This is a genomic window from Rhodococcus sp. ACPA1 (assembly GCF_002300195.1).
Lineage (GTDB): Bacteria > Actinomycetota > Actinomycetes > Mycobacteriales > Mycobacteriaceae > Rhodococcus_F > Rhodococcus_F opacus.
The window spans coordinates 269,999-296,029 of record NZ_NSDX01000013.1 but is presented as its reverse complement, the minus strand read 5'-3'; the positions used below and the strand labels follow the sequence as shown (position 1 = coordinate 296,029).

General features: G+C 65.2%; 18 protein-coding genes and 2 pseudogenes. 14 read left to right on the top strand and 6 right to left on the bottom strand.

Annotated features, from left to right (window positions below):
• Window positions 1-17 precede the first annotated feature (17 nt).
• From CJ177_RS42500 to CJ177_RS42485, 4 genes are all read left to right on the top strand, one after another.
• Window positions 18-1,553: a long-chain-fatty-acid--CoA ligase gene (locus CJ177_RS42500; protein ID WP_179443424.1), complete on the top strand. Its 1,536-nt coding sequence runs from the start codon at window positions 18-20 to the stop codon at window positions 1,551-1,553.
• 209 nt (window positions 1,554-1,762) lie between these two features.
• Entirely contained in the window at window positions 1,763-4,471 is a 2,709-nt protein-coding gene (locus CJ177_RS42495; RefSeq protein WP_095870620.1) for an ATP-binding cassette domain-containing protein, read from the top strand.
• Window positions 4,468-5,211 (top strand): ABC transporter ATP-binding protein, encoded by a 744-nt coding sequence (locus CJ177_RS42490; protein ID WP_095870619.1) that lies wholly within the window; start codon window positions 4,468-4,470, stop codon window positions 5,209-5,211. Before CJ177_RS42495 ends, CJ177_RS42490 begins: the two co-directional genes overlap by 4 nt.
• Window positions 5,211-6,452: an ABC transporter substrate-binding protein gene (locus CJ177_RS42485; RefSeq protein ID WP_095870618.1), complete on the top strand. Its 1,242-nt coding sequence runs from the start codon at window positions 5,211-5,213 to the stop codon at window positions 6,450-6,452. The genes CJ177_RS42490 and CJ177_RS42485 overlap by 1 nt, the downstream gene beginning before the upstream one ends.
• A gap of 83 nt (window positions 6,453-6,535) precedes the next feature.
• Here the strand turns inward: CJ177_RS42485 and CJ177_RS42480 are convergent, their stop codons facing one another.
• Window positions 6,536-8,470: an NAD(P)/FAD-dependent oxidoreductase gene (locus CJ177_RS42480; protein WP_179443423.1), complete on the bottom strand. Its 1,935-nt coding sequence runs from the start codon at window positions 8,468-8,470 to the stop codon at window positions 6,536-6,538.
• Window positions 8,471-8,992: 522 nt separating this feature from the next.
• On the opposite strand from CJ177_RS42480, the gene CJ177_RS42475 reads away from it, so the two are divergent.
• Entirely contained in the window at window positions 8,993-10,195 is a 1,203-nt protein-coding gene (locus CJ177_RS42475) for an acyl-CoA dehydrogenase family protein (protein WP_095870709.1), read from the top strand.
• A gap of 108 nt (window positions 10,196-10,303) precedes the next feature.
• Complete coding sequence (locus CJ177_RS42470) at window positions 10,304-12,166, top strand: acyl-CoA dehydrogenase (RefSeq protein ID WP_095870616.1); 1,863 nt, start codon at window positions 10,304-10,306, stop codon at window positions 12,164-12,166.
• 128 nt (window positions 12,167-12,294) lie between these two features.
• Here the strand turns inward: CJ177_RS42470 and CJ177_RS42465 are convergent, their stop codons facing one another.
• Both CJ177_RS42465 and CJ177_RS42460 read right to left on the bottom strand, forming a co-directional pair.
• Window positions 12,295-13,785, bottom strand: a complete 1,491-nt coding sequence (locus CJ177_RS42465; protein WP_257014967.1) for an AMP-binding protein — start codon at window positions 13,783-13,785, stop codon at window positions 12,295-12,297.
• Window positions 13,782-15,938, bottom strand: a complete 2,157-nt coding sequence (locus CJ177_RS42460; RefSeq protein ID WP_095870615.1) for an acetate--CoA ligase family protein — start codon at window positions 15,936-15,938, stop codon at window positions 13,782-13,784. The genes CJ177_RS42465 and CJ177_RS42460 overlap by 4 nt, the downstream gene beginning before the upstream one ends.
• Window positions 15,939-16,281: 343 nt before the next feature.
• On the opposite strand from CJ177_RS42460, the gene CJ177_RS42455 reads away from it, so the two are divergent.
• From CJ177_RS42455 to CJ177_RS42420, 8 genes and pseudogenes are all read left to right on the top strand, one after another.
• A complete protein-coding gene (locus CJ177_RS42455; protein ID WP_095870614.1) occupies window positions 16,282-17,178 on the top strand; it encodes an alpha/beta hydrolase fold domain-containing protein in 897 nt (298 codons plus the stop codon).
• 101 nt (window positions 17,179-17,279) lie between these two features.
• Window positions 17,280-17,792, top strand: coding sequence for a flavin reductase family protein (locus CJ177_RS42450; protein WP_095870613.1), 513 nt, complete (start codon window positions 17,280-17,282; stop codon window positions 17,790-17,792).
• Window positions 17,789-18,709, top strand: coding sequence for an alpha/beta hydrolase (locus CJ177_RS42445; protein WP_095870612.1), 921 nt, complete (start codon window positions 17,789-17,791; stop codon window positions 18,707-18,709). Before CJ177_RS42450 ends, CJ177_RS42445 begins: the two co-directional genes overlap by 4 nt.
• Window positions 18,706-19,503 carry an enoyl-CoA hydratase-related protein gene (locus CJ177_RS42440; protein ID WP_095870611.1) on the top strand — a complete coding sequence of 266 codons (798 nt, stop codon included), beginning with the start codon at window positions 18,706-18,708 and terminating at the stop codon, window positions 19,501-19,503. Before CJ177_RS42445 ends, CJ177_RS42440 begins: the two co-directional genes overlap by 4 nt.
• Window positions 19,490-20,128: a 3,4-dihydroxy-2-butanone-4-phosphate synthase gene (locus CJ177_RS42435; protein WP_095870610.1), complete on the top strand. Its 639-nt coding sequence runs from the start codon at window positions 19,490-19,492 to the stop codon at window positions 20,126-20,128. The genes CJ177_RS42440 and CJ177_RS42435 overlap by 14 nt, the downstream gene beginning before the upstream one ends.
• A 50-nt stretch (window positions 20,129-20,178) precedes the next feature.
• Window positions 20,179-21,876: a 4Fe-4S binding protein gene (locus CJ177_RS42430; protein WP_095870609.1), complete on the top strand. Its 1,698-nt coding sequence runs from the start codon at window positions 20,179-20,181 to the stop codon at window positions 21,874-21,876.
• A gap of 359 nt (window positions 21,877-22,235) precedes the next feature.
• A complete protein-coding gene (locus tag CJ177_RS49630; protein ID WP_179443404.1) occupies window positions 22,236-22,418 on the top strand; it encodes a hypothetical protein in 183 nt (60 codons plus the stop codon).
• Window positions 22,412-23,270, top strand: a pseudogene (locus CJ177_RS42420) (ATP-binding cassette domain-containing protein); the annotation flags it as partial. The gene CJ177_RS49630 and the pseudogene CJ177_RS42420, both read left to right, overlap by 7 nt.
• Window positions 23,271-23,697: 427 nt before the next feature.
• On the opposite strand, the pseudogene CJ177_RS42415 reads toward CJ177_RS42420, so the two are convergent.
• From CJ177_RS42415 to CJ177_RS42405, 3 genes and pseudogenes are all read right to left on the bottom strand, one after another.
• Window positions 23,698-24,403, bottom strand: a pseudogene (locus tag CJ177_RS42415) (IS6 family transposase).
• 179 nt (window positions 24,404-24,582) lie between these two features.
• On the bottom strand, window positions 24,583-24,810 hold the full coding sequence (locus CJ177_RS48895) for a transposase (protein WP_257014966.1): 228 nt from the start codon (window positions 24,808-24,810) through the stop codon (window positions 24,583-24,585).
• Window positions 24,811-25,028: 218 nt separating this feature from the next.
• Window positions 25,029-26,018, bottom strand: coding sequence for an IS481-like element ISRhosp6 family transposase (locus CJ177_RS42405; protein WP_095870608.1), 990 nt, complete (start codon window positions 26,016-26,018; stop codon window positions 25,029-25,031).
• Window positions 26,019-26,031: the final 13 nt, after the last annotated feature.

The window sequence follows — 26,031 nt, the reverse complement described above, 5'->3', positions numbered from 1 at the left end:
TCGGGAGGATGGTGGAAATGCGTGTCCACGAACTGCTGGACCACTGGGCCGACCGCTTCCCGGACGAGATCTACGTCAGCGACGGCGATCGGAGTCTGACCTGGAACGAGATGCGGGAGTGGACGCATCGGGTCGGCAACTGGCTGGCCGACGCCCTGCAGCCCGGTGACCGGTTCTGCATGCTCGACCGGAACTCGCTGGAAATGATCGCGCTGTACTTCGGCGCCTCACGCGCCGGCGTGGTCCCAGTGCCTCTCAACTTCCGGCTGGCTCCCCAGGAGTGGAAGTACATCGTGGAGGACGCGCGGTGCACACTGGCCGTTGTCCACGAGGACTATGAGCAAGCGCTGACCTCTGTCGTACCCGGCGTCACGGTCTCGGTCATGCGGGACGACACGCCATCCGGGCTCAGGTTCGCCGACGACGTGGTCGCATACCCGGCTGACCGCATCGACCGGGACGTGCCGGCCGAATCGGTCTACCACCAGATGTACACCAGCGGCACCACCGGGAAGCCGAAGGGCGCCATGGTGACCCACCGGGCCGCGTGCACCAACGCGTTTCAGATCCAGCTCGCCCTCGATGCGAACCGGAAAAGAACGTTGTGCGTCATGCCCCTGTTTCACGCCGGGGCAGCGCTGCAGATCTTCGCCTACACAACCGGGGGGTGCTCGATCCGCGTGGTCCGCGACTTCGACCGGGCGAGCGTGCTCCGGTCGATGTCCGAATTACGTATCCAGCTTCTCACCCTGGCACCGGCCATGATCCAGGACATGGTCGCCGACCCGCTGACCGCGGAACTCGACTTCACCGGTCTCGACCTGATGGTCTACGGCTCGGCGCCGATGGCGGTGGAAGTGCTCAAGAAGGCGATGAGCCTCTTCGGATGCGACTTCGCGCAGGCCTACGGCATGACCGAATCCTGCGCGGTAGCAACCATTCTTGCACCGGAGGACCACCATCGGGCCCTCGAATCGAACCCGCGAATCCTCATGTCGGCGGGCCGGCCCGTCATCGGAACCGCGCTGCGCGTGACGGCACAGGACGGCAGTGACGTCCCGGTCGAATCCGTCGGCGAGGTCCTCGTGCGAGGGCCGCAGCTGATGAGCGGGTACTGGGCTCTCGAGGATGCCACCCGCGCGACCCTCGACGGCGGCTGGCTCCGGACAGGTGACGCCGGATACCTCGATACCGAAGGGTTCCTATACATCTCGGACCGGGTGAAGGACATGATCATCTCGGGTGGCGAGAACATCTATCCACGAGAGATCGAGGAAGTGCTCTTCGAGATGGAGGGCGTGGCAGATGTCGCCGTCGTCGGCGTGCCGAGCGAGCGTTGGGGTGAGAGCCCGATCGCGATCGTGGTGCCAGACAAGGACACCGACCTCACCGAGCAAGACGTCCTCGACCACTGCCGGGCGCATCTCGCCCGGTTCAAGCGCCCCGTCGAGGTGAGTTTCGTCGAGTCGTTGCCGCGCAGTGCGGTCGGGAAGGTTCTCAAACGGGACCTGCGGGCTCCGTACTGGCGTGGACTGGCTCGCGCAGTGAACTGATCCTCCGAACGGCACGTGAACATGTTGGCGAGCAACGCTATTCGTAGACTTCTCGAAGCTGGACCAGTTGCATTCCTCGTTGCTTCGGGTAATGATGTGACGCAGCGCATATTCGCGCGGCCTCCCTGCGTCTCGGTGGCGGTTCCTATCCAGCGCTCGCGTGCTCGGAGGATCGACCACTGCGACGTCCTTGCCCAAGGAGCGCAAGAGTGGATCTCATCTCATTTGTCATCATCGGACTCGTAGCCGGTTCGATCTACGGATTGGCGGCCGTCGGCCTCGTTCTCACCTACAAGACATCGGGAGTGTTCAACCTCGGGCACGGCGCACTGGCGGCTCTCGCCGCCTACTCGTTCTACGTGCTCAACGTTCAACTCGAGCTGTCGTGGCCGATCGCAGCGGCCGGCACCGTGTGCGCAGTCGGACCCGCGGTCGGACTGCTCCTCGAATTGCTCGCCCGAAGACTGCAGGGTGCCGCGTTGCCGCTCCAGATCGCCGGCGTCGTCGGAATCCTGCTGGTCGTCCAGGCCGGAACCCTGCTGATCTTCGGTGCCCGGGAGGTACGCAGGGTACCGTCGTTCCTGCCGAAGGGCCGCATCGAGATCGCCGGCACCTTCATCCAGTACGACGACGTCCTGACCTTCGTGATCGCCGTGGTGGCGACGGCGGGCCTGTGGGCGTTCCTCCGGTGGACCCGGACCGGAATCGCCATGAAGGCGGTGGTGCAGAACCCCGAACTGCTCGAGCTGGTCGGGCACAGCGCAACACGGGTGCGCCGGTGGGCCTGGATTCTCGGCACCGTGATGGCCTCCCTATCGGGTGTCCTGCTCGCACCGATCATGCCCCTGGACCCGGTCCAGCTCACGTTGCTGGTCGTCGCGGCCTATGCCGCCGCCGCGATCGGAACCTTCAGCAACCTGCCGGGAACGTTCGCCGGCGGACTCGTCGTCGGTGTGCTGGCCGCCCTGTCGACCCGATGGCTGACGAACGGCATCCTCGCCTCGCTCCCCGCGGCACTTCCCTTCGCGATCCTGTTCGTCGTACTGCTCTTCTTCCCGAAGAAGTACCTCGCCGACAAGACCGCCGTCCGGATCCATCCCCGGGCGACGTGGAAAGCTCCGGTCCGGCTCCAGGCCACGGGAGGCGCCCTGGTCGTCGCATTCCTGGTGACCGTTCCCCTCTTCGCCGGAATCCATCTGGTCGACTGGACGGTCGCGGTCGCGATGATCCTGGTCTTCGGGTCGCTGTCGCTGCTGGTGCACACCTCCGGACAGGTGTCGCTCGCCCAGATCGGGTTCATGGCGATCGGTGCCGCAACGTTCTCACACCTGCTGCAGGGAACCGGGATGTCGTGGCCCGCCGCGCTGCTGCTCGCCGGTGCGGTCGCCGTGCCGATCGGTGCGGTGCTGGCGGTACCGGCGATCCGTCTCGGTGGGTTGTACCTGGCGATCGCGACGTTCGGGTTCGGAATCTTCCTGCAGCAGATGTTCTACACACAGGACTTCATGTTCGGCGCCGCGTCGTCGGGACTCGAGGTACAACGGCCCGACACCATGATCGTCGACCTCGCATCGGACACCGGGTACTACTACCTCGTCTTGGCGATCGCGGTCGTATCGGTGGCCGTGGTGTTCACACTCGAACGCGGCCGGCTGGGCCGACTGCTGACCTACATCAAGCAGTCGCCCCGAGCGGCGGAGGCCAACGGCGTTCCCGCGGCGGTGACACGAGTATTGATCTTCTGCATCACGGCGTTCCTCGCGGCGATCGGGGGAGCGCTGGCAGCTTCCGCCCAGCAGAGCATCTCGGCCGACAGCTACGCCCCGATCATCTCGCTGACCGTGTTCGTCATCATCGTCCTGAACGGTCCGGCGGTGCCGTGGAACGCGGTTCTCGCCGCGGCGGCATACACGCTCATTCCCAGCTACTTTCCGAGCACCGAGGTGGGGACCTACCTGCAACTGCTGTTCGGGATCAGCGCGATCGCGCTCGTCATGTTGCCACCAGCACAGCTCCCGGTGCGGGTGACGTCGCTCGTCGACCGGTGGTTCCGTCGCGACGATCGGACCGAACCGGCACTGCGCACCGAACCGGTCGACGTCGAACCGATCGAACCCGTAGTACTCGAGGTTTCGAAGGTCGGCGTCACGTTCGGAGGTGTCAAGGCGCTCGATGGTGCCGACATCGTCTGTACTCCGGGACGAGTGACAGGGCTGATCGGCCCCAACGGGGCAGGCAAATCGACATTGTTCAACGCGGTGACCGGGTTGGTCGCCACCTCCGGCGGATCGGTGTCCCTCGGTGGAGCCGACCTTCGAGGGAAGAGTCCGTCCGCCCGGGCGCGTGCGGGCATCGGCCGCACGTTCCAGACCGTCGAGCTGTTCGAGTCGATGACGGTGCGGGACAACGTGTCGGTCGGTGCCGAGGGACGGACCGTCCGGCTCGACCCGATCACCCACCTGCGGTCGTCGAAAGCCGAACGGGACCGGATCCGGTCGGCGACCGAATCCGCGCTCGCGGCGTGCGGCCTCGAGGACGTCGCCGACCAGCATGTGATGAATCTTCCGACCGGCACCCGACGATTGGTCGAGGTTGCCCGCTGTCTGGCCGGCGGCCACACGATCCTGCTCCTGGACGAACCCTCGGCGGGTCTGGACCACAACGAGTCGGCACGACTCGGCGAGCTGATCCGGCGGGTCGTCGACGAACGCGGAATCGGCGTGATCCTCGTCGAACACGATGTCTCGCTGGTACTCGGCGTCTCCGACGACGTGTACGTCCTGGAATTCGGACGCGTCATCTTCTCCGGCTCTGCCGCCGACGCGCGTCGGTCGAGTGTCGTGCAGGCGGCATACCTCGGAACAACGGAGCCGGTCGACGAGGTGCAGTCGGGTCGGGAACTGGAGGAGATCAAATGACCACGCCGACCTTGCAGGTGACCGGCCTGTCCGCCGGCTACGGGAAACTGACCGTGCTGCGGGACGCGAACGTGACCGTGGAGCCCGGTTCGGTCGTCGCGCTGCTCGGTCCGAACGGTGCCGGAAAGAGCACCCTGCTCGCGGCGATCGGTGGGTTGCTCACGCCGACTTCGGGTTCCGTTCGGCTCGGGGAAACGGACATCACCAAGCACCGACCGGCAACACGAGCCGCTGCAGGAATCTGCCTGATACCCGAAGGGCGGGGAATCTTTCCGGGACTGTCTGTGCGGGAGAACCTCCTCCTTGCGGTGGACGGATCTCTCCGCGACCAGTACGCGCTGGCATTGGAAACCTTTCCCGAGATCGGCAGGCGTATGGACGCGAAGGCAGGAAGCCTGTCCGGAGGCCAGCAGCAGATGGTCGCCCTGGCACGCGCCTTCCTGCCCCGCAGTTCCGTAATCGTTCTCGACGAGGTGTCGATGGGGTTGGCGCCGCTGGTGATCGACCAGATCTTCGACGCTCTCGGTGTCCTCCGGGACTCCGGGAAGTCGATCCTGCTCGTCGAGCAGTACGTCGGTCGCGCGCTGACCAGCGCGGATGTGGTGCACCTGATCGACCGCGGGCAGGTATCGGGTCCGATCGATCCGTCGTCGCTCGACGAGGACGAGCTCATGAGCCGATACCTGGGAATCGATATCGGTACCGACTTGGAAGAATCTACAGCTGAGGAGAACGTGTGATGAGAACGATGTGGAGGCGGGCTGCGCTCGCGGCCGCGGTGGGAGCACTTGTGCTGTCCGGCTGTTCCGCCGAACAGGAGCAGTCGCCGACACCGTCGACGACTCTGACGAAACCGGCGATCGTGGTCGGCACGGTCTGTGGGTGCTCGGGAGTGTCCGCACCCACCCACGGCCGGGTCGACGACGTCGCGCAGGCCTGGGCCGCGAGCGTCAACGATTCCGGTGGAATCAACGGCCATCCGGTGGAGGTCATCGTCAAGGACATCGGCCAGGAGCCGTCGAAGGCGCTGGCCGCGGTCAAGAGCCTCGTCGAGGAGGATGGGGTCGTCGCGATCGTCGGTCCCATCACCGGTACCACCGGGTCGTGGCGGCAGTACGTCGAGGAGAAGGGGATCCCCGTACTCGGGGGCGTGCCCTCCGACGCAACGTTCCTCGCGAGCGACAACTTCTACCTCGCGGGCTCTCCCAACCCGGTCATCACCTACGGTCTGGCGAAGCTCGCCCGTGAAGAGGGCACGACCAAGCTGGGTGTCGTGTACTGCTCGGAATCCCCCGTGTGCGCGGATTCGGATGCGCTGGCGGGCAAGTCGGCGGCCGATGTCGGAATCGGGTATCTCTCGGTCAAGGCCGCGGCGGCCGCCCCCAACTACACCGCGGTGTGCCAAACGATGAAGAACGAGGGTGTCGACGGCCTCTTCCTGGCTCACATCACCAGTGTGGACGTCCGGATCGCGGAGGACTGCCACAAGATCGGTTACGAGCCCCAGTTCTACAGTTCTGCCGGAGCGGTCGGCAACGAATTCATGGAGTCACCGGCCGCCGACGGATTGCTGTTCACGCAGTCCAATGCTCCGTACTACGACCCGTCCGTTCCGGTCGTCGGTGAGGCCCGGGAGACGATCGACTCGTACTACGAGGGATTGACGGACTCGGCGCAGTTCTCGGCCGTTGCGTTCGATTCCTGGATCGCCGGCAGGCTTTTCGAGGCCGCCGCCGGCCGCGCAGGGCTGACGTCGGACTCCACACCCGCCGATGTAGCTCGGGGACTGGGCGAACTCGATGGTGACACACTGGGCGGGTTGGCTCCGCCGCTGACCTACTCCGACACCGGCCGCTCCTACCCGACCTGCTATTACGTCGGTGAGGTCCGAGAGGGGCAGCTGGAAGCTCGTGACGGCGGAAATTCGATCTGCCTCGACGAGTCCGACCTCGAGTCGGAGGTCTTCGCGACAATCCACTGAGTAGCGACGATCGACCGAGTAACAAAGAAATTCGCCGGGTGTCTTCGGAAACCCGGCGAATTCCTGTTGCCTCGTGTCGGCTGTCAGGCCCCGCGACGCTTCGTCGCCGTGAAGTCCCCAGGTTCGGGGTTGGCGGTGCGCGCCCAGTACTCGGGTACCGGCCAAGGCGAGTTGGTGACCACTCGTCCGCTGGAGTTACGGTAGTAGCTGCTCACCCCGTCCATCGCGTACACCATGGCGGCGTTGGCCTCGTCGAGCTCGGAGTTGTAGCGCTCATACGGCTCCTGCTTGCATTCGAGGGCTGCGAGATCCTCGGTGACGAGCCGGCTGATCGACTCGACGACGTACCGCACCTGGGCTTCGGCGATGGTGATGTAACTACCGCCGGGCGGGTTCGTGTTCGGACCGTAGAGGAAGAACAGATTCGGGAATCCCGGCGTGGTGATGCCGAGGTACGCGCGCCCGTTGTCGTCGTTCCAGATGTCGCGCAGCGATGTTCCGTCGGTCCCGCGAATGTCCATCGGGTACAGGAAGCGTTGCTGCTGGAAACCGGTGCACAGGATGAGGACGTCGATGTCGCGGTGTTCACCGTCGGCGGTGACGATTCCGTCGGGTGTGAGTCGTTCGATGCTGTCGGTGAGGAGCTCGACGTGGGGCTTGCGGAGTGTGGCGAACCAGCCGTTGTCGATGAGGAGCCGCTTGCCGAACGGGGGGTAGTCGGGCAGCGTCTTGCGTTGCAGTTCTTCCTCACCGGCCAGTTGGCGCTTCAGGTACGTGGTGAAGTGCGCCCGGTACGCGTCGTTGAGGGAGCTGACGTGCTTGCCCTTCTCCTCGCGGCGCGGGTCGACCGGCAGCGCGGCGAAGGTGCGTTCGGTGTAGAGCCAGTACAGACGGAACCGGTACCAGCCCCGATAGAATGGGATGTTGTCGTAGAGCCAGTGCTTGGTGGCATCCGACTGCTGGAAGTAGTGCTCGTTGGGGGCGATCCACTGCGGCTGACGCTGCAGCACTGCCATGCTCTCGACCTGGTCGGCGATCGCCACGACGAGCTGCATGGCGCTCGCGCCGCTGCCGACCACCGCGACCCGCTTGCCGGTCAGGTCCAGATCGTCGGGCCACTGTGCGGAATGGACGATCTCGCCGCGAAACTCCGATGTGCCGGGGAAGTCGGGGACGTTGGGCGTGCTGTGCAGACCGGCGGCGGTCACCAACGAGGTAGCGCGCAACTCCTGTTGCGTGCCATCGGGTCCGGTGACCGACAGGATCCACAGTTGCTCGTCCGCGTTCCATGCTGCGGTGTCGACCGAGTAACCGAGCCGGATCCGATCGGTGATTCCCGCCTCGCGGGCGACATCGGAGACGTAGTCGAAGATCTCATTGCGACGGGCGAAGTACTCGGACCAATTCTTGGGACGGAACGAGAACGAGTACAGGTCGCTGGGGATATCGACCCGTGCGCCGGGGTACCGGTTCTCCCACCAGGTACCGCCGATGTGGTCGTTACGCTCGAGGACGGTGTAGGGAATGCCGGCCTTCTCCAGGTTGATAGCGCAGGTTATGCCGGATATTCCGGCGCCGACAATCGCGACACCGAAGTCGGGGCGCGACGTCCGGACGAGGTCACCGACGTTCTCGGGGGTGAAGGGTGCGAACCCGAGTTGTTCGGCGATCATCGGTGCGTAGACCTCGGAGATCGGTTCGCCCATGACCGTGCTCATCAACCGGGTCAGCTCGCTGCCGGTGGGCGCGGGGTGTGCGATCGGCTTGCCGTTGCACCAGTCGAGCACCGCGTCGGTGACCGCGTTGTGGATCTCCGCCTGGATCGCCGGGTCGAGGCCGCCGTCGTTCAGCTCCTCGAATCCCTTGGTGGAGGCTGGAAGATACGGTGAGGACAGCCACTTTTCTTCGCCGGTCAACTGATAGAGGACGGGGAGCAGGCAGGGGATATTGCCTGCGGTGACTGCGGCGTGCACGGTGGCACGATCGAGATTCGGGTTAGGGGTGACGGTGAGGCTCACGGTTCTCCTTCCGGAGTGTGTAGGTGGGGTTCGGTCGATCGGAGAGCGAAGGACATCGATCGCTGTGAGCCGCTCGACGAGGTGGCTCATCGAGCCTGGGTTAATGCTAACTATGGCTCGACATGGCGGTCAATGGATACTGAACTGCAATATATGGCCGAATAGTTAGTTGTCACTATGTATCCTACTGCGGAGAGGTGGGTGGCGGTGGAGTTGGATGTCGCGTGCGCCCCGAGACGTACGAACATCTTTCTTCCGACGCCGTCGGGCAACCCGCACCGGTGCGCCTACTTCCTCGTCTCGGGCGGGTCTGTAAATGAGCATTGTGGCCTTGGTCAAGGAACCAAAGGCGATTGACCTGCGCTATTAAGTATTGACATTAGTGATAACTATGTTAGCTTACTCACACCGGAATGCTTCTCGATCAGCTTCGGGAGCGCCGTAGAGACTACGAAGACCGGTTGCGTGGGAGACACTCGAATGTTGGGCACGCCTCCGGACATCCCCACGAAAGGCATGAACATGACCGAGACGCTGACCCGAGACGCAGTTGCCGGCAGCGACAGGGAGGCCGACTATCTGCAGCGCGCTCGTTCCATCGCACCGCTGATCAGGCAGGAAGCGGCCGCCATCGAAGAGGGCCGGACGATCACGAAACCGGTCGCGGACGCGCTCGTCGAATTGGGCCTGCACGGAATGCTGGTCCCCGCAGAACTCGGCGGTGGCGGCCTGCTCCCCAGCGAGGGGATGCGGGTGTTCGAGGAGATCACCAAGTCCGACGCCTCGACAGGCTGGGCATGGATGGCCAGCGAATGGGGCACCGCCGGCGTGGTGGGTTACCTCGATCCCGCGGTGACGAAAGAACTGATGAGCAAGGACGAGCCCTTCATCGTCGCCGGTCAGCTCCTGCCGCGGTACCCGGGCGTGCAGGTCGAGGGCGGTTACATCATCGACGGCAAGTACTCCTTCGCCAGCGGCTCCGACCACGCCACCTGGGTGGGCGCCGGGTTCTTCGTCGCCGATGAGCAGGGAAACCCGATCCTGGGTGAGAACGGGCAGCCGCAGGCGCGTATCGCATTGTTGCCCAAGAACCAAGTCGAGTTCGAGAAGAACTGGGACGTATGGGGTCTCGCGGGCACCGGCAGCAATGACTACACGATCACAAAGCAGTTCGTTCCCGCCGAGTACACCACCCCCACCTTCGGTGGTACTCCGACGCGCTCGGAAACCATGTACAAGCTGACGAACGAACTGGCCGGGGGCCTGCCGCATGCGCCGATCGCGCTCGGAATCGCAACCCGTGCATTGGAAATCGTCGCGAGCATCACGGCTGGCAAGACCCGTCCCACCTACACTGTCCCAGTGGGGGACGCCGAAATCTTCCGGATCGACTTCGCGCGCAAGGAGGCCAACCTCCAGGCCGCGCGTCTGTACTGCTACGAGGTCACCAAGGCTGCCGAAGCTGCCGTGAACTCCGGACAGGCGGTGACCCCCGAACACATCGCCCGGGTGAGCCAGATGCTGTCCTGGGTGCACGAAGTCGCGGCCGATGTCGTGACTTTCGCCCATCGGTGGGGTGGCAGCCAGAGCATCGGCCGCAAGAGCACGCTGGGCCGTTTCGTTCGCGACATGAATGTGGCAACCCAGCACCTGCTCGTCGATCCGATCATGCTCGTCAATGCCGCGGGGGTTCTGCTCCCGATCTACGCAGAAGCCGAAGCCTGATCCGAGATTCCGGCCCGATCCTGAGATTCCGGTCCGGCCGCGCCTTCGGGCGCGGCCGGTGTTCCGGCCTGCCCGGGGCAGGCCGACGAGTGTGAGAGGTACCCGACCATGGGGCATTACAAGAGCAATCTCCGCGACGTGGAGTTCAACCTGTTCGAACTTCTCGAGCGCGACCGTGTACTCGGGACCGGTCCGTTCGAGGAGGTAGACCTCGATACCGCGAAGGTCGCACTGCGCGAGGTCGATCGTCTCGCCCGCGAGGAGCTCGCGGCCTCGTTCGAGGATTCCGATCGTAGTCCTACGGTCTTCGATGCCGCTTCGCACACGGTTACCGTCCCGCCGGCCTATGCGGCGACGTACAAGACGTGGATGGACGCCGAATGGTGGCGCCTGCGTGTGCTTCCCGAACTGGGCGGAACCCACGCGCCCAGTTCCCTGAACTGGGCTATCGGCGAGTTCGTCCTGGGCTCGAACCCGACCCTGTGGACATATGTGGGGTTCCCGACGGCCACGCGGGTGGTGTGGCGTCACGGCACCGATCGGGACAAGAAGATCGCGGAAATCGCTGCGGACAAGCAGTGGGGCGCGACGATGATGCTCACCGAACCGGACGCCGGTTCCGACGTCGGGGCCGGTCGCACCAAGGCCACCCCCAACGACGACGGCACCTGGAACATCACGGGTGTCAAGCGGTTCATCACTGCGGGCGAACACGATCTGACGGACAACATCATCCACATGGTTCTGGCCCGGCCCGCGGGTGTCGAGGGCGCCGGAGGGCCCGGCACCAAGGGACTCAGTCTGTTCCTCGTCCCCAAGTTCCACTTCGACCTCGAGACCGGTGAGCTCACCGGCGAGCGCAACGGTGTCTACGTCACGGGCGTCGAGAAGAAGATGGGCGTGAAGGTCTCCGCAACCTGTGAGATGACGTTGGGTGAGAACGAACCGGCACGCGGCTGGCTTCTCGGGGAGGTCCACGACGGCATCGGTCAGATGTTCGACGTGATCGAAGACGCCCGGATGATGGTGGGTTCCAAAGCGATCGCGACCCTGTCGAGCGGGTATCTCAATGCGCTCGAGTACGCCAAGATCCGGCTGCAAGGTGCCGACCTGACACGTTCGTCCGACAGGGCGGCACCCCGGGTGCCCATCACCCGCCACCCCGACATCCGCCGGTCGCTGCTCACACAGAAGTCGTTCGCGGAGGGGCTCCGGTCCCTGGTGCTGTACACCGCGTCGTGGCAGGATGAGATCGCGATCGGCAGCGCCGCCGGCACCGACACGACCCTCGCCGAGGCCGTCAACGACTTGCTCCTGCCCGTGGTCAAGGGATACGGCTCCGAACGTTCGTGGACGATCCTGGGAACGGAATCCCTGCAGACCTTCGGTGGATCGGGATACCTTCAGGACTATCCGCTCGAGCAATACGTGCGCGACGCCAAGATCGACACCGTCTACGAGGGAACGACCGCCATCCAGGCGCAGGACCTGTTCTTCCGCAAGATCGCCCGGAACAGGGGAGTGGCTTTCGGGCACCTTGTGCGAGAGATCTCGGGATTCGCCGACGATCCGGCCGCGGCCACGAAGCTGGCGTTCGAACGGGACCTTCTCGTCGAGGCGACCGACAGCGTGGAGTCGATCGTCGCGACGATGACTGCGGATCTCGCCCAGACGAATCCGAAGGTCCCCGGTGGTGACGAGAAGAACGTCTACAAGGTCGGACTCAACGCGAGCCGGCTGCTCTACGTGCTCGGTGACGTCCTCGTCGCCTGGCTACTGCTGCGCAGTGCCGCAATCGCTCTCCGCGCGCTCGACACGGACCTTCCCGCGGCCGAAAGGTCCTTCTACGAGGGCAAGGCTGCGGCAGCGCGGTTCTTCGCTCGCAACGTCCTTCCTGTCGTGGTGGCCGAGGGCAGGATCGCCGGTGCCGTCGACGATTCCGTGATGGGCCTGGACGAGGCAGCGTTCTGACGACAACAGCGTCCGAGAACGAGATGCGCGCCCGATCGAACCGATCGGGCGCGCATCTCGTGTGTGGTACCCGCGTTATGCGTGTCCGGTGGGCACCTCGGACGTGTGCTGCTCCCAGCAGTGGGCCTTCAACCTCCGCTTGAACAGCTTGCCGGTGTCCTCACGCGGCAGGACGTCCTCGAACACCACAACCTTGGGCACCTTGTACCGTGCGAGGCGACGTGCGCGCGGACGTCGTCCTCGGCGAGGGTCGCCCCGGGATCCGGTTGAATGTGCGCCGCCACGGCTTCACCGAAATCCGGATCGGGAATGCCGAACACCGCGACGTCGGCCACTCCGTCGAGGCCGAGTATCACCGATTCGATCTCGGCCGGATAGATGTTGACCCCGCCGGAGATGATCATGTCGTTCCGGCGGTCGCTCAGATACAGGAAGCCGTCCGCGTCGACATAGCCGATGTCACCGACGGTGACGAACCCGTCCTTCTCCATGGCGCGGCGTTTGGCGTCGTCCCCCAGGTACGTGAAGTCGGGCCATGCGGAGAACGGCCGGAGGTAGATGTCGCCGGGCTCACCGACGGCGGCCTCGCTGCCGTCTGCGGCGATGATCCGCACGGCGGCATCGGAGACCGGTCTGCCTACCGTGCCGGGGTGCGCGAGCCATTCCTCGCTCGAACAGATCACGGCAGCACCGGATTCGGAACCGCCGTAGTACTCGTGGACGATCGGGCCGAACCAGTCGATGATCGCGCGCTTGACGTCGGGTGGGCACGGGGCGGCCGCGTGGACGACGGCGATCAACGACGACAGGTCGTACCGCTCCCGCACCGGTGCCGGCAGCTTCAGCAGGCGCACGAACATCGTGGGAACGGCCTGGAGGTGTTCGATCCGGCGTTGCTCGATCGCCCGGAGGAGTTCCTCCGGATCGAAGCGCGGCATGATCTCGACGTCCAAGCCCAGTGCGAACGCGAACTGGAACTGCGTGTTCGGGGCGGTGTGGTACATCGGTGCGGCGACGAGCGTGGAACGTGCAGTGCCGAACCCGAACGCCGCGATCACCACCTCGTGCAGCGCGGTGACGTCCTGGGGAGCAGTCGGACTGCGCAGGATCCCCTTGGGCAATCCGGTGGTGCCGGAGGTGTAGATGACGCTCATGGGCGGTTCGGTGATCCCGGCGATGTGCGGCTCGTGGACGTCGAGCAGTTCGTCGAGGTCCGGGTATCGCCGCGAGGCGGCGGGACGGTCGAATCCGTAGGCGGCCGCCACTACCTGCGGCGTCCGCACTTCGACGATCGTGGTACCCGGCGAGAGAACCGCTTCGACCTTCGGGAGCAGGTCGGTGTGCACCAGCACCACCTTGGCCGCGCTGTCGGTGAGCACGTGACCGAGGTCGTCGGAGTTCCCGTGCCAGTTCGCAGGGACCGGAACCGCACCGATCGCGGCACCGGCGAGGGTGGCCTCGACGAAGCCGATCTCGTTGCGCATCACCAGCGCGTATCGGTCACCGTGCCCCACACCGAGCGCGGACAACGCCGAGGCCAGGCGAGTGGCGCGCACCCGTATCTCCGAGTGGGTACGGACGTCGTTGCCGCAACGGATGACTGCTTCGGTCGTCGTCATCGGTTTCCTTCCGTGTCGCGCACGATGCAGAGGGCGTCGACCGCGACGAGACCGTCCTCGGTGACGAGGAGCGGATTGACGTCGAGTGATTCGATCCAGCCGTGGCACGCGGCGGCCAGCTGTCCGAAGCCGACGAGAAGGTCGGCGAGCTGCGCGAGGTGCCAGGGCTCGGATCCGCGATAACCGTGCATCAGGCGCAGGTCGCGGAACTCGTCGATGAGAGCCACGGCGTCGGTGTGGGTCAACGGTGCCGGACGACCACCGACTCGTTCGAGTACCTCGACGAGGATGCCACCGATACCCAGCACCACCATCGGGCCGAGCTCGCTGCGTCCCTCGATGCCGACCAGCAGTTCACCTCGCGCGGCCGTCATCGGCTGGATGGCCACGGTCTCGGGCAGCCCGTGTTGCTGCGCGATCGCGCGTATGTCGGCCACGGCGCGTTCGAGGTCGTCCCGACCGACGTCCAGCGCGACGGCTCCGAGCTCCGTCCGGTGGGGCACATCGGCGAGTTTCACCGCGTACGGTCCCGCGAAACCGGGCTCGACCTGCTCACCGGTGTCGACGGTGCAATGCGGCGCCGTGGATATGCCGAACCGGTCGAGCAGCGCCATGGCCTGGGTGAACGGCAGAAAACTCCGGCCGTCACCGTCACCGTCACCGGCGTCGGGGAGCGGTCCGGTCGGGCGCGGGACGGGCGTAACGGCGTCGGCCGGCGGACGTGGCGTCCCACGGTCGCGGACGAACGTGCCCATCGTGTGCAGTCCGCGCAGCGTGCCGCGGAGCCCGTACCCGAGTGCGACGCTCCCATCGGAACCGATGACGTCCTGCGCATAGGCACCGACGGGGCCGGCACCGGCCGCGATCGCGACCGGCTTTCCGAATCGGCGTGCAGCGACGGCAACGTCGTCGATGAGGCGGCGGTACATCGGGGAGTCGTCGCCCTCGCCCCACATGTTGACGAAGACGACGGCCTCGAGTTCGGGTGATCCGACGTAACGGTCGACGATGTCCGTCCAGAACGTCGCGCCGAAGCCGGTGGTGTCGAGGGGGTTCGGGACGGTGATGCCCGGGATGGTCGAGCGCACCCAGTCAGCAAGGTCGTCCAGGGGCGGGAGGACCAGACCTTCCGCTTCGGCGAGGTCGTAGGCCAGGGACGCAAACCCTCCGGTCCCGGCAACGACACCGAGACGTTCGACCTTGTTCCACTTGGCGGGGTCGAGTTGGCCGACGAGCGACAGCCGGTCGACGAGTTCCTCGAGATCGTGGGCGAGTTGGATGCCTGCGTGACGGAACGCCACGTCGTAGGCCCAGGCGCTCCCGGCCAGAGCTCCCGTGTGCGAGGCCGCCATCTGCTGGGTCCGGCTGTTGCGTGCGAGTTTGAGCGCCACGATCGGCTTTCCCGCTGCGATGCATCGGCGGGCCGCGCGCAGGAACTCCTCGGGCCGGCGGATGCCCTCCACAATCAGTCCCACGGCGGCGGTCTCCGGGTCCGAGGCCAGGAAGTCCACGTAGTCGGCCATGTCGGTGGTGACTTCGTTTCCGGCCGAGATCAATCGCGAGATACCCATGCCGGTGCGAGCGCGGGCGGCGATCGCGATGCCACCGATCATCGCGCCGCTGTGGGAGACGATCGACACCCCACCCGCCGGCGGCCGGTAGTCCGCCGAGGCGGTCAGGTTGAGACTGCGGGGAACACTGATGTAGCCCAGGCTGTTCGGCCCGATCACGGCCATTCCGCCGCGTTGCGCTGCGGCGGCGAGTCGACGCTGGAGATCCTCCCCGTCCGCGCCTACTTCGGAGAAGCCGGCGGCGTAGATGACGAGCCCTCCGCAGTCGAGTGTCGCGCACTCCTCGGCCAGGGTCACCGTCCGTTCGGCCGACATCACGGACAGGACGGCATCGATGGGTTCAGCTATGTCCGCGATGGTGCGATAGGTCGGTTTTCCCAGAACGGTGGGTGCCGTGGGGTGGACGAAGAACACCTCGGCGTCGCTGTCGAGCGTCGGCTCGATGAAGGGCGCAACGGGGGATTTGTCGCTCAGTCCGACAACCGCGATGGTCGACGGGTTCAGCACGCGTTCGAGAGAGGGTGAGGGGCGAACGTCGGACTCCTGTGTGCGGGAGGAACCGTCGTCCGAGATGAGGGTCATGGTTGTGGACCTCCGGGCGAGAGTGGGAACGTCTGGACGAGTGCCCGGCCGTTGTGTCCGCGTCCGGGGATGTGTCGGGACGGAGCAGAACTCAGGCCGGGGAAAGGACCGGAACCGCGGGTGCGGGTACCGGCGGTGTCTTTGCGGCACAGGCTGGTGTGATCCGGGCCGTGCCACTATCTGCTGAAAATCTATCCTGTGAACCCTCATTATGGCCAGATCATTGTGCATTTTGAAAAAAGTCCTGGGAAATACCTTCCACAGTTAGTGATAACTATGTAACATTGCTCACAACCCCATCGCGAGGCGATGTCGGGATTCGAACTCGATTTTCGGAGGACCCATGGCCAGGACCGAAGCTCTCGTGCGCGCCGAGAAGATGTGGGTGGAAGGTTTCCCTGACCCGGCGACGGCGACGGTGGACGATCTGCGCGACGCATACGACCGGCTGTTTCTGCAGTTCCCCCTCCCCGAGGGCATCGAGCCGGTCGAGGCTGAGGTCGGCGGCGTCCCCGTCCTGTTCGTCACGGCTGAGGGAGCGGCGCAGGACAAGGTCCTCGTCTGGTTCCATGGTGGCGGGTACATCATGGGCAGCGCGCGGGGCTTCCAGGAACTCGGACACAACCTCTCACGCGCCAGCGGCGTGACCGTCGTCCTGCCCGACTACCGGCGTGCACCCGAGAATCCGTTCCCCGCTGCCGTCAACGACGGCATCGCCGTGATCTCCGCACTCGTCTCGCAGTATGGTGCGGGCAATGTCGCGGCCGGTGGCGACTCGGCCGGCGGCGGACTCGGACTCGCCGCTCTTCTCGCGGTGCGTGACAAGGGTGAATCGCTTCCCGCAGCAGCGGTATTCATCTCAGCCCTCCTCGACCTCACGGCAAGCGGCGACAGCATCGACGAATTCGACGGCAAAGACGTCGCGGTCTCACGCGGGTCGATCGGCAACGTCGGCGACGCGTACCTGCAGGGCCACAATCCGAAGGATCCGCTGGCATCTCCGCTCTTCGCCGACCTGCACGACGTGCCGCCGACACTCTTCCTGGTCGGTTCCGGTGAGGTGCTCCTCGACGACTCCCGTCGAGCGGCCGCCGCGATCGTGGAGAAGGGCGGAGCGGCGAGCGTCTCGACGTACGACGACATGGTCCATGTGTGGCCGCTGTTCTCGTCGATCCTGCCGGAGGGCATTCAGGCCGCGGACGAAGCTGGAGCCTTCATCCGCAAGCACCTCGGACTCTGACACCTCGTCGGGTCCCACCAGACATGCGGGTGCCGCACCGGCGGTCCGGCACCCGCAATCCACTCCTCCATCCGGCATCACACGTACGAAAGGCATCCGACATGCCCGCACAGCAACTCGACGAACTGGCAACGCGCTTCCGCGACGCCATGGCCGCGGTGTGCACACCGGTCGCGGTCGTGACCGCGATGGACGGGGACCGCCCCCACGGCACGACCGTCAGCGCCTTCGCGTCGCTGTCGATATCGCCGCCGTCGGTGCTGGTCTCCCTCGATCGGGGATCGGACCTGCTGGCACTGGTCCTCAGATCGGGGCGCTTCGGGATGAACGTCCTCGGCAGTCGGCAGTCGGCGCTCGCCGGGCAGTTCGCGCGCAAGGGACAGGACAAATTCCAGGACGTCGCGTGGCGGGTCGACGGGGGAGTGCCGCGTATCGCCGATGTCCCGCACTGGATCGCTGCCGAGGTGATGGAAACCCTGGAGGTGGCCGACCACACGGTCGTGTTCGGGCGCGTCGTGGACATCGCCAGCGAAACGATTCCGCCCCTGACCTACCACGGCAGGGCTTTCGGCACCCACGCGGCGCTCGCGACCACGGGCAGGGCGCAAGCATGACTCACTCGGAAATCGTCGACTCCGCAGTCGATCACCAGGGTGCGCTCGAGCGTGCCCGAAACTCCTTCGCCGCGGTATTCGGCAACGGACGCCTCACACTCGAACAACTCCGGCACAACCTCGACGAGATGATGCTGGAACCCGAACTTTCCGCGGATGTTTCGGTCGACGAAATCGTCGTCGGCGGCGTCGGAGCGTTACGCGTCGCGGCCGGACCCGCGATCGACGACAACGTGCTCGTGTGGTTTCACGGCGGTGGCTACGTCATGGGGAGTCCGTACGGATACCGCCATGCCGCCGCAGCGCTGTCCCGGGCGCTCGGGTCCGCGGTCATCCTGCCCGACTACCGGCTCGCTCCGGAACATCCGTTTCCCGCCGCACTCGAGGACGCGGCGGCTGTGGTGGACGCCTTGATCGCCGAATACGGACCCGGGCACACGGCCGTCGGCGGTGATTCCGCCGGCGGTGGCCTGACGGTGGCCGTCCTGGTCGACGCCCGCAACCGCGGCGCCACGCTGCCTGCGGTCGCCGTCGCGGTGTCTCCCCTCGCCGATTTCACGGCATCCGGAGAAAGCGTCGCCACCAACCGGGACACCGACCCGGTCATCACCGAACGCTCGCTCGGCATGCTCGCCGCCACATACCTCCGCGGGCACGACCACGACCACCCCCTTGCCTCTCCGGTCTTCGCCGACCTCACCGGCCTACCTCCGATCCTGCTGCTGGCCAGCGACAGCGAAATCCTGCTCGACGATGCGGTCCGGATCCACCATGCGGTGCAGTCCGGGGGCGGCACGAGCACGCTGTCCGTCTACCCGGACACCTGCCATGCGTGGACGCTCTTCACCGACTTTCTCCCTCGAGCACGCGACGGCGTCGCCGAGATCGCTGACTTCTTCCGGAAGGTTCTTCCATGACTGTGAGTATCGTCGACGATAAATCGGTGCGGCACATCCTGATCGATCGTCCCGAACGCATGAACGCCGTCGACAAGGACACCTTGCACAACGTCTCCGATGCCGTCCAGAGTGCCGGCGAGGATCCCGACGTGCGAGTGATCGTGCTCTCTGGGAAAGGCCGGGCCTTCTGCGCCGGAGGAGATCTCGACGTCGAGGACCCGCTGTCGGTCGAGAACACTGCCAGCACCTCCGACGCGGCTTCCCGGTGCATCACCACGATCACCCGGGTCTCCCGTCCGGTCGTCGCCGCCGTCCGCGGACCAGCTGTAGGAGTGGGGGTCTCGCTTGCCCTCGCCGCCGATCTCACCGTCGTCCGATCCGACGCCTTCTTCTCGATGCCGTTCACCTCGATCGGGTTGATGCCCGACGGCGGTGCGACGGCACTGGTCGCCGCATCGGCCGGCCGCGCGATCTCGATGCGGATGTCGCTGCTCGGAGAACGCCTGAGCGCACAGGAGGCCGAGCGGGCCGGACTGGTGGCGGCAGTGTACGAGCGGGACGTGTTCGAGTCGGAACTCGAAGAACTCACGACACGCCTGAGCGGAATCTCCCTCGACTCGATCATCGAAACCAAACGCGCCATCAACGAGGCGAGTCTGCGCGAACTCGGGAACGCGTTTGCCCGTGAGCGCGATGGCCAAATTCGACTGACGAGCAGGGACGACTTCCGCTCCGCAATCCTGGCCTTCACCGCCAAGCGCTCTCGGCCGGAATCCGCAACCAACGCGAGGAGCGGCAATGTCGATCGCTGAGATCAGCTGTATGCCCCGGCTCGATCCGCGGTGCACTGTCCAGGCTCGCGTCGAACGGGCGGTGGCCGATATCGCCGCCGGAAAATCGATCGTTCTGTTCGATCCCGCTTGCGGAGAAGCGAGCCTTGTCGTTGCTGCCGAGTTCGCGACCACCGAATCCCTGGCGTTCATGATTCGGCACACCTCGGGGTTCGTGAAAGTCGCGGTACCGGAGGAAGACTGCGTCCGTCTCCAATTGCCCCAGATGTGGCAACTTGTCGCATCGGCGGTGAGTTCGATCCCGGCGGTGACCGTGGACGCCGTGGAAGGTATCGGTACCGGAATCTCGGCAGCCGACCGAGCGCACACCATCAGGACCATCGCAGACCCGCGTACCGTTCCGTCCGGGCTGTCCCGGCCGGGACACGTGGCCCCGGTCATTGCCCGAAACGCTGGGTCGGGCATCGCCGAAACGATAGTGCGCTTGGTGCAAGCGGCCAACATGCGACCGATGGCCGCCATGTGCGAACTCGTTTCCCCAATCGATGCGACGAGGATGGCGAACGAAGGAGAGGTCAGCGACTTCGCGCGAGATCACGCGTTGACCTACCTCTCGGTTTTCGATGTAGCGATGCGCGTGCGCTGAGTGCCGGATTCCGAGTCGCCGATCCGGTTGCTTTCGTCTGAGGAGTTTCCATGTCTTTTGTTGTGACACAGCCCTGCTGCAACGACGCCAGCTGTGTCCCGGTGTGCCCTGTCAACTGCATCCGCCCGACCCCAGATGATCCGGAGTTTCGCACGACAGAAATGCTCTACATCGATCCGCAGACCTGCATCGACTGCGGCGCGTGCATGGAAGCGTGCCCCGTCGAGGCGATCTACCACGGGGACGAACTTCCGGAACACCAGTCGCGGTACCGTGAAATCAATGCGGAGTACTTCCGTCGCCACCCGCTCGACTCTTCCGTACCGCCGTTCGACAAGCCGACGCCGGTGAAAGTGCCGAAGCTGGACGTGCCTTTGCGAGTGGCCGTCGTCGGCTCGGGACCGGCCGGTGTGTACGCCGCGGCCGAGTTGCTCGGCAGAATGCCGAGCCGCAGCGTCGAGATCGAGATGTTCGATCGTCTGCCCACGCCGTGGGGTCTCGTGCGCGCTGGGGTCGCCCCCGATCATCTCGGCACGAAGGCAATCACCGAAGTGTTCCGCAAGATCGCTGCGAAGCCCGGGTTCCGGTTCCACCTCAATGTCGAGATCGGCCGGCATCTCACCAATGATGAGCTGCTCGGTCACCACCATGCCGTGATCTATGCCGTCGGCGCACTCGAGGACCGCGAACTCGACATCCCCGGAACGGAGCTGCCGGGCAGTGTAGGAGCCACCGAGTTCGTTGCCTGGTACAACGGGCACCCCGATTTCGCGCACCGGACATTCGATTTGGGGTGCGAGCGTGCGGTGATCATCGGGAACGGGAACGTCGCCCTGGATGTCGCGCGGCTACTCGTCACGGATCCTGATGAGCTGGTTCGAACCGATATGGCAGAGCATGCAGTGGAAGCTTTGCGCAAGGGCAAGATTCGAGAGGTCGTCGTGCTGGGGAGGCGGGGGGTCACCCAGGCTGCGTACACCACGCCCGAGCTCCTGGCGCTCGGTTCCATCCCGGGTGTCGACGTCGTGGCCGATACAGACGAGTTCGACCTCGGAGATGCGACCGACGCTGACCGGTCCTTTTCGGCGGACCTCAAGACTCGGATCGCCCGAGAGTACGCCGACGTAATTCCCACTCCGGGGCACAAGCGCATTGTCCTGCGGTACCTGGCGTCGCCGACCCGGATTCTCGGGAAGGATCGTGTCGAGGGCGTCGAGATCGTCCGTAACGAGCTGGTCCGGACCCAGGACGGTGCACTCGCGGCCCTGGCCACCGAACATCGGGAAGTCCTCGAGGCCGGGCTGATACTGAGGTCGATCGGTCTGCGCGGCACCGCCGTACCGGATGTGCCCTTCGACGACGTCTCAGGGAGGATCCCCAACGTCGACGGCAGGATCGTCGATCCGAACACCGCGGCGACGATTCCGGGGTTGTACACCACAGGATGGGTCAAACGCGGGCCGTCGGGCGTGATCGGCACCAACAAGCAATGCGCCCACGACACCGTGGCAGCGTTGATCGACGACATGGTCGCGGGACGGCTGCCGCACCCGAAGTTCGGTGACGGAGAGGATCTGGCCACGTTGGTCCACGAGCGCCGCCCCGAGGTTGTCGACCGGAAAGGCTGGTTGGCAATCGATGCGGAGGAACGGTCGCGGGGACGTGAGCGCGGCCGACCTCGAGTCAAGCTCACCGATATCAAGGAGATGCTCGATATCGCACACACAGTGATAAACACGGCGAAATAGAGCGCGATCAAGTGCTGCCAACCAATCGGTCGGATATGGCGTCCGCAGCGTGCAGAGCCGCTGGACCTACAGTGTCTGGCTCTAGATTCCGGACTCCGAAAATGCCAACCGGCCTTGCGCCCATTGACTACCAACCTGCAGTCAGAACCCTGCGCGTAGTCGGATCAACCTGACGAAGTACCGTCGGTTCGATTGCGCCGCAGCGCCGGTGATCGTCAGGCCTTGGTGGGAATGGTGATCTACTTGCTCCCTACCGTCGACGGCCGAGGTAGATAGTGCGGGCAGGTGACCCCTGTCGCGGCACTGGAATCGCCTGACAGTCGGTTCGAGATAGAGGCGGTATCGAGCTGCCCGTCTCGGTGGCCACCGGTGTCCGGGTCGACGGCGCCGAGGAAGTTCCCGTGCGAGGCGCCGGCGGTCGAGAAGATCGCGCGCACCCACTCGGCGGGCTCGGCGGACGGCAGCTACCGTGGCCGACCCCTCTCGGCGACGACGGTGTGCACGAGAACCGCGACCGCGAACCCGGCCACGGCCGGGACTGATCGGCGCCGAAACGAAACTGCCCGGAGAAATCTCCGGAGGCATGCGCAAGCGCGCCGGCCTGGCCCGGGCCCTCGTACTGGACCCGCAGATCATCCTCGTCGACGAGCCGGACTCCGGCCTGGACCCGGTCCGCACGACCTACATCGCAGACGTTGATCGACATCAACGCCGAGATCGACGCGACGATCCTGATCGTCTCGCACAACATCAACCTCGCCCGCACGGTGCCCGACAACCTCGGTATGCTCTTCCGCCGCCAACTGGTGATGTTCGGACCCCGTGAGGTGCTGCTCACCAGCGAGGAGCCGGTGGTCAAGCAGTTCCTCAACGGCACCATGATCGGCCCGATCGGCATGTCCGAGGAGAAGGACGACGCGCAGATGGCCGCAGAGCAGGCCATGGTCGACGCCGGTCACCACGCCGGTGGTGTCGACGACGTCGAGGGCATCGTCCCGCAGATGAAGGCCACCCCCGGCATGCCATTCCGCCAAGCCGTCGCCCGCAGGCAAGGAAGGGTGCGCGAGATCATGGACACCTTGCCCTTCAGTGCCCAGCTCGCGATCCAGGAGAGCTTCGACAATGGCCGGCGGTGTTTCAGCCGACTGCCGGGCTGGTACATCGAGAACTATTGTGGCGCAAGTAGTTCACTGACAATGGGCGGGCCTGGCAAATTCCTATTCGAGGAAGACGATGGCGCCGGTCGCGTAGCCGCGGTGCCACGCCCTTTCACAGTTCGGTTTGTCCTTCCCGCCATCGTTGACGATTACCGCATATTGCACACGGCCTCGATTGTGGGCGTCATGTGCGATCACATACGGCAATCGACAAGGGGCGCAGCGAACTCGGGATGATTCAATCCGCTCGCGGAGTTCGTTTCTTTGTCAACTACAGACAACCGTGAAGGAGCTCACCCGGGGTGACGTGTTTCCACCCTGTCGCTGATGTTTCCAGGGCGCGCCGGGACCAGGATGGAAGGTGTTCACAGAACGGGGAGCCCGACTTTCGAAGGAATCCCGAACCCCAACAAGCAAGTCCACCCGTTCGGCGCAAGGCCGGGCACAGAAATAGAAGGTGAGCACAATGAACGAGAATATTCTGCGCGCGGTTGTTGCATCCGTCGCGATCGTACCGATGATGGCCCTTGGGGCCGGCATCTCCGCGGCAGCACCGACCACCTCGCCTGGTGCGTAGGTGAGATGGCATCGTCAACTTGGCTGGGCCCAGGGCTGGATCCGGGAGTATGGGGCCGAGTGAGGGGTCCTGTCGGAGTCGCATCGTTCAGGCTGCGGCAGAGACACCGGTGACCTCGTTCCACACGGCGAATCGGTCAGTCATCTCGCGTCGCCATTCGGAAGCGGTGAGCAGGTGTCGCCGCGCCTGAAAGTGCCCTGCGATGCCGCCAAACGCCGAGAGGAACCGCTGCGCCTGCCCGGCCGAGGCGAACCGTTTCATCCCCCGCTCGCGTCGTCGCGTGGGCTGATGGGAGTTCTCCGCCCGATTATTGAGGTACCTCGATCGCCGGTGCTCGACCGACGGCATCACCTCTCGATGCGCGACCTGGTAGCTGCCCAGCTTGTCGGTGACGAGCACGCGTGGCACGTACTGCAATCCCTTAAGGAGCCGCCGGAAGAAGTTCATCGCGGCCACGGCTTTTCGGCGGGACTGGACCAGGACGTCGAGGACGTTGCCGTCCTGGTCGACGGCGCGCCAGAGGTAGTGTTGCTTGCCGTTGATCCGGATGAACACTTCGTCCAGATGCCACTTGTCTCCGAGTCGGGGTCGCCGTCGGCGGAGCTGATTGGCGTAGTCCTGGCCGAACTTGGCGCACCATTGACGAATCGTTTCGTGGGAGACCACGACGCCGCGCTCGAGCATCATCTCCGAGATGTCACGCAGGCTCAACGCGAAGGTGGTAGAGCCACACACAGTGGGCGATGATCTCGCTCGGATACCGGAATCCTTTGTACGACGCTGCAGTAGCCACGACCCAAGCTGGGCAGCTACCAGGTCGCGAATCGAGAGGTGCGGTCGGGCAGCGGTCCCGGCCGCTTCGCACACGCAACCGATCGCGCAGCGCGTCGTGGATGCCACGCCGGCGTGGACCCAGCGGGCAAACATCCCATACACCGTCGATGCGGGCGGGAACTCCACCGGCAGCTGCCGCTACGCGATTCCACCGCGAACCACGTAGAGAATCGCATCCAGAATCAGCCGTCGGCAATACTTTTCGGGTCTGCCACCACGACTGGTGGTGTTGCCCGGCGGCGGCAGCAACGGTTCCAACACCGCCCACTGCTCGCCGGTCAGCGAGGAGGACGAATACACCGCACACCGATGCCCCGGCGAGCAGGGTGGGCACGACGGACACGGCGCGATTGACGATGCTGACATGGTGGGCTCCTGGGTACGGGCAGCGACTCTTCGTCCCTGACCCAACCAGGAGCCCACCCCTACCTCTCCAGAGCGCACGGCCCGTCGTCATGAGTTCTCGATTGCGTTCTAAAAGTCGGAGCTGATCGCCCCGTGCTATATCCGCTCTTCGGATGAGGTGGTGATTCAGGTGTTGAGCACCGCGACGCATGGCTGCCTCGATCTCCCCTACACGGGCACTAGATGTACTGACCTGGGAGGTTGGGTACGCGGGTGGCGGGTGGTTGGCCGCCGAGTGCGGTGTGGCCTCGGTGGTAATTGTAGGTGTGCAGCCATCGCGGGAACTCGTCGCAGCGTTCGCGGTCGCTGGTGTAGAGGCGGGCGTAGGCCCATTCGTCGGCCAGGGTGCGGTGGAAGCGTTCGACTTTGCCGTTGGTTGGGGGTCGGTAGGGGCGGGTTCGGCGATGCTTGATCTCACCGAGTGCGTCTCGGAACGCGTGTGATCGGTAGCAGGAACCGTTGTCGGTCAACACCTTTTCGACCGTGATGCCGTGCTCGGTGAACCACGCGTTGGCGCGTAGCCAGAACGCGGCGGCGGTGGCTTTGCGTTCGTCGCCCAACAGTTCGGAGTAGGCCAACCGTGAGTGTGCGTCGATCGCGGTGTGCAGGAAGTGGTAGCCGCGGACCGGACGGTAGTACTTGTCGACCTCGCCGCTGCTTTTGTCGGCCCGGGCATTGCGGCTGCCTGCCGAGCGACCGACCTTCCGCCATCCACCGCCGGCGGGGATCTTGCCCAGTTTCTTGACATCGACATGAACGAGATCGCCGCAGTGCGGTGAGTGCATGCGACGGATCACCCGTCCGGTCGGGCGGTCGAGCCACCGCAGTCGAGCCAACCCGTACCGGCTCAGGACCTTGTGCACTGTCGAAATATTCAGACCCAGCAGATACGCGATCCGGGCCGGACCCCAGCGGCGGATGACGCGGACCTTGATGATGCGCCGCTCGGTGCGCGTCGGGGTCTGGTTCGGGCTGCGATGTGGCCGTGAGCTGCGATCGGCCATCCCGGCCGGCCCCTCGGCGCGGTAACGAGCGCTCCAGCGTGCTGCGGTGGTGACCGCGACCTGGAACCGTTCAGCAGCCCGCCGCAGCGGCCACCCATCATCAACGACACATTGAGCAAGGCGCAGGCGACCCGTTTCGGACAACGGGGCATTACGGTGGACCACGAAGACCTCCTGA